General features: G+C 32.4%; 7 protein-coding genes. 5 read left to right on the forward strand and 2 right to left on the reverse strand.

Going from position 1 to position 7,134, the window contains the following annotated elements; all coding sequences use genetic code 11:
• The 4 genes from Q7P22_RS03230 to Q7P22_RS03245 all read left to right on the forward strand — a co-directional run.
• Nucleotides 1-599: hypothetical protein (locus tag Q7P22_RS03230; RefSeq protein ID WP_303860563.1), on the forward strand; the 599-nt coding region annotated here is incomplete at its 5' end.
• Between the two features lie 295 nt (nucleotides 600-894).
• The gene (locus Q7P22_RS03235) at nucleotides 895-1,041 is read left to right on the forward strand and encodes a DUF2284 domain-containing protein (RefSeq protein ID WP_303860576.1); all 147 of its coding nucleotides are present in this window, start codon (nucleotides 895-897) and stop codon (nucleotides 1,039-1,041) included.
• A 76-nt stretch (nucleotides 1,042-1,117) separates the two neighbouring features.
• Complete coding sequence (locus Q7P22_RS03240) at nucleotides 1,118-1,945, forward strand: VanW family protein (protein WP_303860565.1); 828 nt, start codon at nucleotides 1,118-1,120, stop codon at nucleotides 1,943-1,945.
• A gap of 244 nt (nucleotides 1,946-2,189) precedes the next feature.
• Nucleotides 2,190-2,339, forward strand: a complete 150-nt coding sequence (locus Q7P22_RS03245) for a hypothetical protein (protein WP_303860568.1) — start codon at nucleotides 2,190-2,192, stop codon at nucleotides 2,337-2,339.
• A gap of 274 nt (nucleotides 2,340-2,613) precedes the next feature.
• On the opposite strand, the gene Q7P22_RS03250 is transcribed toward Q7P22_RS03245, so the two are convergent.
• On the reverse strand, nucleotides 2,614-3,669 hold the full coding sequence (locus Q7P22_RS03250) for a tyrosine-type recombinase/integrase (protein WP_303860570.1): 1,056 nt from the start codon (nucleotides 3,667-3,669) through the stop codon (nucleotides 2,614-2,616).
• A 781-nt stretch (nucleotides 3,670-4,450) separates the two neighbouring features.
• Entirely contained in the window at nucleotides 4,451-5,257 is an 807-nt protein-coding gene (locus Q7P22_RS03255; RefSeq protein ID WP_113921378.1) for a tyrosine-type recombinase/integrase, read from the reverse strand.
• A gap of 598 nt (nucleotides 5,258-5,855) precedes the next feature.
• Between Q7P22_RS03255 and xerA the strand changes: the two genes are divergently transcribed.
• Nucleotides 5,856-6,800 carry a site-specific tyrosine recombinase/integron integrase gene (gene xerA / locus Q7P22_RS03260; RefSeq protein WP_303860574.1) on the forward strand — a complete coding sequence of 315 codons (945 nt, stop codon included), beginning with the start codon at nucleotides 5,856-5,858 and terminating at the stop codon, nucleotides 6,798-6,800.
• The last annotated feature ends 334 nt before the right edge of the window (nucleotides 6,801-7,134 follow it).

Here is a 7,134-nt window from a genome sequence, read left to right on the forward strand (position 1 = left end):
CAGATTCATTAAAAACTGTTCGAAAAAGTGTCTTAATTTATGAGACCATTATATTGTCTGTAGCTCCACTATTCTTAGTTCAAAATGATAATAAGAATAAAAATGTTTATGATAGTAGATTTATATTTGATTTAGACGGTGAAAAATCAAACACACCTTTTAATGTTATGTTGGAAATCACCAATTCTGGAATAGGAGATGCAGTAGACTTTAGATTAAGATTCGTTTCATATAATGAAGAAGATATGAGACAGTCATTAGTAATAGACTTCTTTAAAAGAGATTCTTCTATAAGAGTATTGATTGATTTAAGTATATACTTACCCGAAATTCCTGATGATATAGATGAACACTTAGATAGAAATCCTGAAGGATTCATAATCCCTTACAGAGTTCCAAAAAAATATGAACATAGCGGTGGTTCGGTTGTAAAATTAGAAATTACTTATAAAGATATAATAGGGAATAAGTACTGTCAAGAGTTAGCAATGCACATACAAACTGGCTTTAAAAAAGAATGCCAAATAGATAAACACTGGGTTCATCAACATCCGAGTATAATGCTGGATACAAAAAAAGCTAGGTATATTAATGATTAATTAGTTGAAAATCTTTTAATGATTACATAGAAAAAGATATCCAGGGGTGATATATGAGTATACTATTTTTATGAGATAAAGTAGTTGTATGATTTTACGCTATGCTATATCTATTTGTATTATATGTCTTAATATGTAAGGCTTGAAGGAAACAGTAAGAAAAAACAGTATGAAAAACGCTATATATTAGTAAATCCAATTGAAAAGGATGACTTATATGAGCAAATATAATATAGAACAAGAAATCAAACTCTTGCCAATTTACGAATACGCCTTTTAAAAGCCAGAAAAAGTTATCTTTTCACAAGAGGTTAGAGGGATATGTAAGGGCAACTCATGTGGATTGTACGGTACCTCTTGGGCTTGTCCTGCTGCTGTAGGGAGATTAGAAGAATGCCGCAAACAATGTCTAGAATACGGAGGTGCCTTTATTAGTTTATAATTACAGTATAGTGCTACAATTAATCAAAAAAACGAAGAAGTGAAGCACTTTGTTCTGTATTAAAAAGAGGTAAAAAATGGATACGATTAACAAATTGAAACCAATAAAAAGAAGTAAATATCGTTTAATTGCCGGCAAGATTTATTATACATTATCCCGTTATTTGTTATGGAATTCTGGTAAATTTAAATTTGCTCATCATAAAATTTTAGAGTTATTAGAATATGAATATTTTTCTCATAAAACTCTATTGTTAAGAGAATTAAAAGATGTTGATATGCAATACCAGTATAATAAAATTATTAACCTAAAAATAGCTGTAAAAAAAATTGATAGCATTATAATTAAGCCTGGAGAAACCTTCAGCTATTGGAAACTTATCGGAAAGCCTACATTTAAAAAGGGCTATGTTCCTGGTATGATATTATTTTGTGGCTCTTATACGATGGGTATAGGTGGAGGCTTATGCCAACTATCTAATTTAATATATTGGATGACTCTTCACACACCATTGACGATTGTAGAACGCTATCGCCATTCTTTTGATGTTTTCCCTGATTCAAATCGTACACAACCTTTTGGGAGCGGAGCCACTTGTGTTTATCCATATAGAGACTTAATGATTAGGAATGATACAAACGAAGATTTTCAGCTAAAAGTTAGTGTAGGACACTCTTACCTGGAAGGCAGTTGGTTATCTAATAATAAACCAATTTATAAATACGAAGTTATAGAAAAAAATCATCAATTTAAGAGTGAGCATTGGGGCGGTTTTAGCAGGCACAATGAACTATATCGTAAACGATATAGTATTACAGGTGAATTTATTGATGAACAATATATAACTGAGAATCATGCATTAATGATGTATTCACCATTTTTAGAAACCAGTTCAGAAATTTAATTAAATGAAACCTTTAACGTAAGCGGCAATCACTAAATTATATTGCTAATTTCATCTCGCTTATCAGATAAATTATTATTCATTTATTTAAACACTAATTTTAAAAAAAGAAAAAATAAAACAAACTTAGCTCGTAATCTTTATATATTATGCAACAGTAGATTAATATGATGTAAATAGCGGAAGATTTTTTAATTAAATTCGTAATCTTCTAGTAGTTAGATTAAAAAAAGGAGGGGTCATAGTGAACGGACTAATAACTTTTGTACCATTAATCATTTCTTTGATTTCTGTGGTAATAATAGGATTTATTTTCTATAGTATAGCCTTAATTACAAAAGCATTAAAGATATATATTAAGAAAAATTCAATCTATAAAACTCGATTTTTATAGATTGTAGCACAAATGTAAAATATTATGCAATTGCATTTAAGGGGGGAATTTATGAAAAATTTAAAACGTTCTAGAACCCTATCGTTACTTGCTGGTTCTCTTTTTTTAATAAATACTATTATAGCGTTAGAAGGCAATTTTAAAAAGTGTTGAGAAACAATAGATTGCAAACTAATATATTATTAATAAACAGAGCAGAAAGTAGAACGCTAGACACAATCTCACCTTAAGGCGATAGAATTTCCGCTTTCTGCTTTCCGCGTTTAGCAAGCCATTAGTCCTCCCTAAGCTTTACAACCTTCGCAGCACTGCGCTTTTGATCCTCGCTGATGGCTGCGTAGTGTTTTTTCGTCGTGTTTACATCTTTATGGCCTAGGACGTCTGCTACTAAGTAAATATCTCCTGTTTCTCGGTATAAATTAGTACCGTATGTACTTCTCAGCTTGTGAGGGGAGATGTTTTTTAAAGGGGTAATAATCGTAGAGTTTTGTATGGCGCTTACGCCAATTCGTTTCCTCTGCATAGAAAGGAAGAAGGCTTTTTCGTTGCCAGGGTAGGGGGTAATGGCCTCTCTTACGGCTATGTAGTCTTTTAATAAATTAGCAACTTCTTCGCTAAAGTAGAGAATCGTCTCATTTCCACCCTTTCTAGTGATCTTAAAGCTATTGTTTTCAAAATTAAAGTGATCTAAGTCTAAACCAACGCATTCACTCACTCGAATGCCTGTCCCTAAAAGCAAGGCGAGTATGGCTAGATCCCGCTCTTTATTGTGATTGTGATACTTCTTTTGAGAGTCCGTCAATTCTTCTCCAGATTCAACTAAATCCAGTAAATTGGCTACTTCATCTACTTCAAGGCGAGTGATAGGCTTTTCTTTGTTTTTAGGCATATCCACTAAGATAGCTGGATTGGTGATAATCATCTTCTTTTTAAAGAAGTATTTATAAAATGCCCTTACACTAGATAATTTGCGAGCTTTTCCTGTATTGGAGTTGGTATAGGCGATAAAAGTATCTGGATCCTTGTAATTGGGTAGGGAGTAGAAGGACAAAAATTCTAGAAACTTTTCTATATCAATGGAAGATATTTTGTCTAAGTCCCCTACAACAAGATCTTGTATCTTTTGACCAAAAAAAGGGTCTAGTTCGTTGGTAATAAAGTAGAAGAATATCCTCAAATCAAAGGCATAAGCAATTCGAGTTTTAACGGAGGTATTTGGTTCAATGCCTCTGAAGTAAATCTCCGAAAAAGAGGGGAGATCCTTCATTAATGTTCTCAATTTAAGAGTCAATTGAGTTTCTTGTTCTTTTGCAAAATTTTCATTTTTCATTTATCTCATCCTTACTTAAAGTCGCTAGTCACTAGCATCAGGTATTCTTTTGGGGTCACAAGGCATCCTTAAGGCAGTGATTAATATCGTATAAATATACACTTTATTTGCTAGTCATTAGTACTTAGTCACTAGCACTAGGGTATTCTTTTGGGGTCAAGATCCTTCGCTGCGCTCCAGGATGACTGGGCAGGAGCTCGGGTCAAAATAGTGCCTTCGGCACATTAGTTCTAAGTTTTACGTTGTAAGTTCTATGTAAACTAGGGAAAATCCTCAGAAATCAAAGATTTTATATGTGTATGTATAATGAGGGTTTAAATAATAGCTAATTATAATTTGATTATAACATGAATTTAAGTTGTTGATATTAGGAACAAATATTCTAACAGGTAAAATTATTTTTAAATCTAGATAGAGAGTAAAACAATCAATAAGGAAAAGAATAGACGTACTAATTTGAAAATCATAGAAATAATAAGGAGGAAATGACGAATTCAACTTTCTGTTAAACAATAGTTTAAGGTAAAGTTGATCTATTTTTTGACCTTAACAGAGTATCCTATGTAAATTTATGGAATTGAATTTTTTTCTATTCTCTACTCTTTATATTTTACTCTCTCTATTTTAGTATATTGCAGTTTATCATTTTTAGGTCAATTGTTTAAAATTAATTCAAATTAATATGAAATATATTTTAATTGCCAGATAAAAAAATACTCTTAAGAGTTTAAGTATTAATAATTATAACTTCTCAATTTGACTAAACATACAAATTAACTGACTAAATATTCATATTTCTAAGAACTGTAGATGAAATATTTCTTCTTGATTTTGGATTTTGCTCTGTTCGAGTTTGTATAAGATGCTGTACTGTTCGAACGCTTATTTGACTTTTTCGCTGGCTTAAAAACAGATAATTGCAATCAGTACTCATCCGCTCCTGATCTATGTATTCTTGCAAAGCCATCTTTGTTTCGCTTTTAAGTGGAAATTTTTTTGCATCTCCATCATTAAAGCTACTATTAATTTCATGTTTTTCAAAAGCAAAATCTTGTAATTTAAGATGAACTAACTCCTGTAGACTTATAGATGAGTCTAAGAGTAAAAGCAAAATAGCCTTATCCCGTAAGTGATTTTTGCCATGGATACTTTGTATAAGTTCTAAAATATCATCAGATGATACATCTCCTGTATTTTTATTTGGTTTTTTCGCTATTTTAGGCATTTCTAGTTGGTCGCAAGGATTTGTATCTAGGTATCTTTTGATATAGACGATAAAATGGTAAAAAGATTTTAAGCTAGAGATTTTTCTTGCCTTCGCTGCTCCCCCATTTTGTCGAATTTTGTCTAAATAATTATTATAAGAAATGAGATCTACATCGGAAATTTTAGATAAGAGCTTTAAGTCTATATCTGAGATATCAATAGAATCAATATCTTTTTCTTCTAATCGATTCATTCGACTTTTCATATATTTTAAGTATAATGAAATATCATAATAATAAGCCTGAGCAGTTTGAGGTTTTGTTTTGCGGGAATTTAAATAGTTTAGGTATTCTTCTAATACAACTGGAAGTTTTCTCTCCATTGGGTTTCTGGACTCCTTTCTTTTTTGCTGAAAATCGAAAGCTGAATGTGGAAAAATAAAAATCTAAATTATCAAAAGGCACTTTCTTGCATTTTCCAATCGTTCAACTACTGTTTGTATATTATACCATATCCAAACATTGCGCGAAATAATATTTTGCGCAATGTTGTAATAACTAAAAACTGCATATTTACAATTAAAGAAAAATGTATAGATTACTTCAATCTTGAATATATTGAAAGCAGAAAAATGCTACTACCTTAAATTGAATGTAAAAGCCTTTAACCCATCCAATCGTTCTAACTATTGTTCAACCCTATTTAAAATTTGACAATAAGCACGCATTGTTAAATTAGCATCAACCATCCCTTACATATACCCCCACCTGCTAACAAAATACCCTAAAAACATGTCGCATAATTGATATTATGCGACATGTTATGTGCTTTTTATGATATACTAGTAGTAGATATTGAAATGTAGCTTATATATGCCCATATTTCAATTCTACCCTCGATAGGATAAATGATATGGGCTCGGATTTAAAACGCTTTAAATCTCAAATATAAGCTTCTTTTTTTAAGGAGGTTACTGAAAAATGGAATTATTAGAGAAAGAACTTTATCCAGCTCGAGTCAACGAATTTAGAAAATATCTTTACCACATTCAAGGAAAATCTAACAACACCGTAGAGTCTTATAGCTACGATTTGTATTTATTATTTCAATTTTTGGATTACTACAAAAATCCCAAAAAAGGAGCTGCCCTTCAGGAAGACCTATCTTATATTCAGGATGAATTTATTGAAGAAATTACCCTAAATGATTTCTACGCCTTTTTAAATTACTGTAAGATGGAATTATCCAATAAAAACGCCACTACTGCTCGAAAAGTATCGGCTATTAGGGCCTTCTTCAAATATCTCTATAGAAAAGCAAAAGTAATCCATAGGGACCCAGCCGAAGAGTTAGAAATCCCAAAGATCGAAAGGCGCTTACCAGTACATTTAAATCAATATGAGGCTCAGACCTTTCTTGACTCTGTCAAAGGGCGCAACAAAGAGAGAAATCAATGCATCGTGGCTTTGTTCTTAAATTGTGGCTTAAGACTTTCGGAATTGTGTAGCTTAAATGTAAATTCCATAAAAAAAGATTCCATTTATGTTATTGGGAAAGGGAATAAGGAAAGGGAAGTCTATTTAAATGCTGTAGCTCAAAATTACCTTCAAGAATACCTGGAAATGCGAAAGAATATGAAGATCCAGTCAAAGGCTTTATTTCTAAGCGAACGAAAGCAGAGACTCAGTCCTAGAGCTATCGAACATATGATCAAGAGATTAATTGATGACTGCGGTTTAAATGAAAAGATAAGCCCTCATAAACTAAGGCATACCTTCGCTACATTATTGTATAAAAATGGCGTTGATATACGGAGCATTCAAGCTCTTTTAGGACACGAAAGATTGACTACTACTCAAATCTACACTCATACGGACAATGAAATATTAAAGGATGCAGTCAACACCTCTCCCCTCACCTATTGAATGAGAGGTTAGAAGTGAGAAGTTGGAAGTTGGATTTAGGGCTGCCTCCGGCAGCCGCTATTGGAGTGCTACTGGTTGCTTACAAGGAGCAAAGCGACGTGTAAGCAACCAGTAGCACCCATGTCAAGCTTGCCCAAGAAGCCGAGCATAACGAAGGCTGATTGGCTTCTTGGCAAGCAATGGTGTTTAAAAGTATTTTTCGTCAAATATTAAAACATTTGATTGACTTCTTGTCCTTAAGTTAGTATAATAATAAATGTACTAAAAAACAAGATAACACTTAGGGGTATAGCTCAGTTGGTAGAGCAGTGGTCTCCAAAACCACGTGCCGAGG

The organism is Alkalibaculum bacchi (assembly GCF_937875145.1).
GTDB classification, from domain to species: Bacteria; Bacillota; Clostridia; order Eubacteriales; family Alkalibacteraceae; genus Alkalibaculum; species Alkalibaculum bacchi_A.

What these genes read in the sequence shown, in the direction of transcription:
- Q7P22_RS03240 (WP_303860565.1), top strand. Translation starts at nt 1,118, where the DNA reads ATGGATACGATTAACAAATTGAAACCAATAAAAAGAAGTAAATATCGT.
- Q7P22_RS03250 (WP_303860570.1), bottom strand. Translation starts at nt 3,669, where the DNA reads ATGAAAAATGAAAATTTTGCAAAAGAACAAGAAACTCAATTGACTCTT.
- Q7P22_RS03255 (WP_113921378.1), bottom strand. Translation starts at nt 5,257, where the DNA reads ATGGAGAGAAAACTTCCAGTTGTATTAGAAGAATACCTAAACTATTTA.
- xerA (WP_303860574.1), top strand. Translation starts at nt 5,856, where the DNA reads ATGGAATTATTAGAGAAAGAACTTTATCCAGCTCGAGTCAACGAATTT.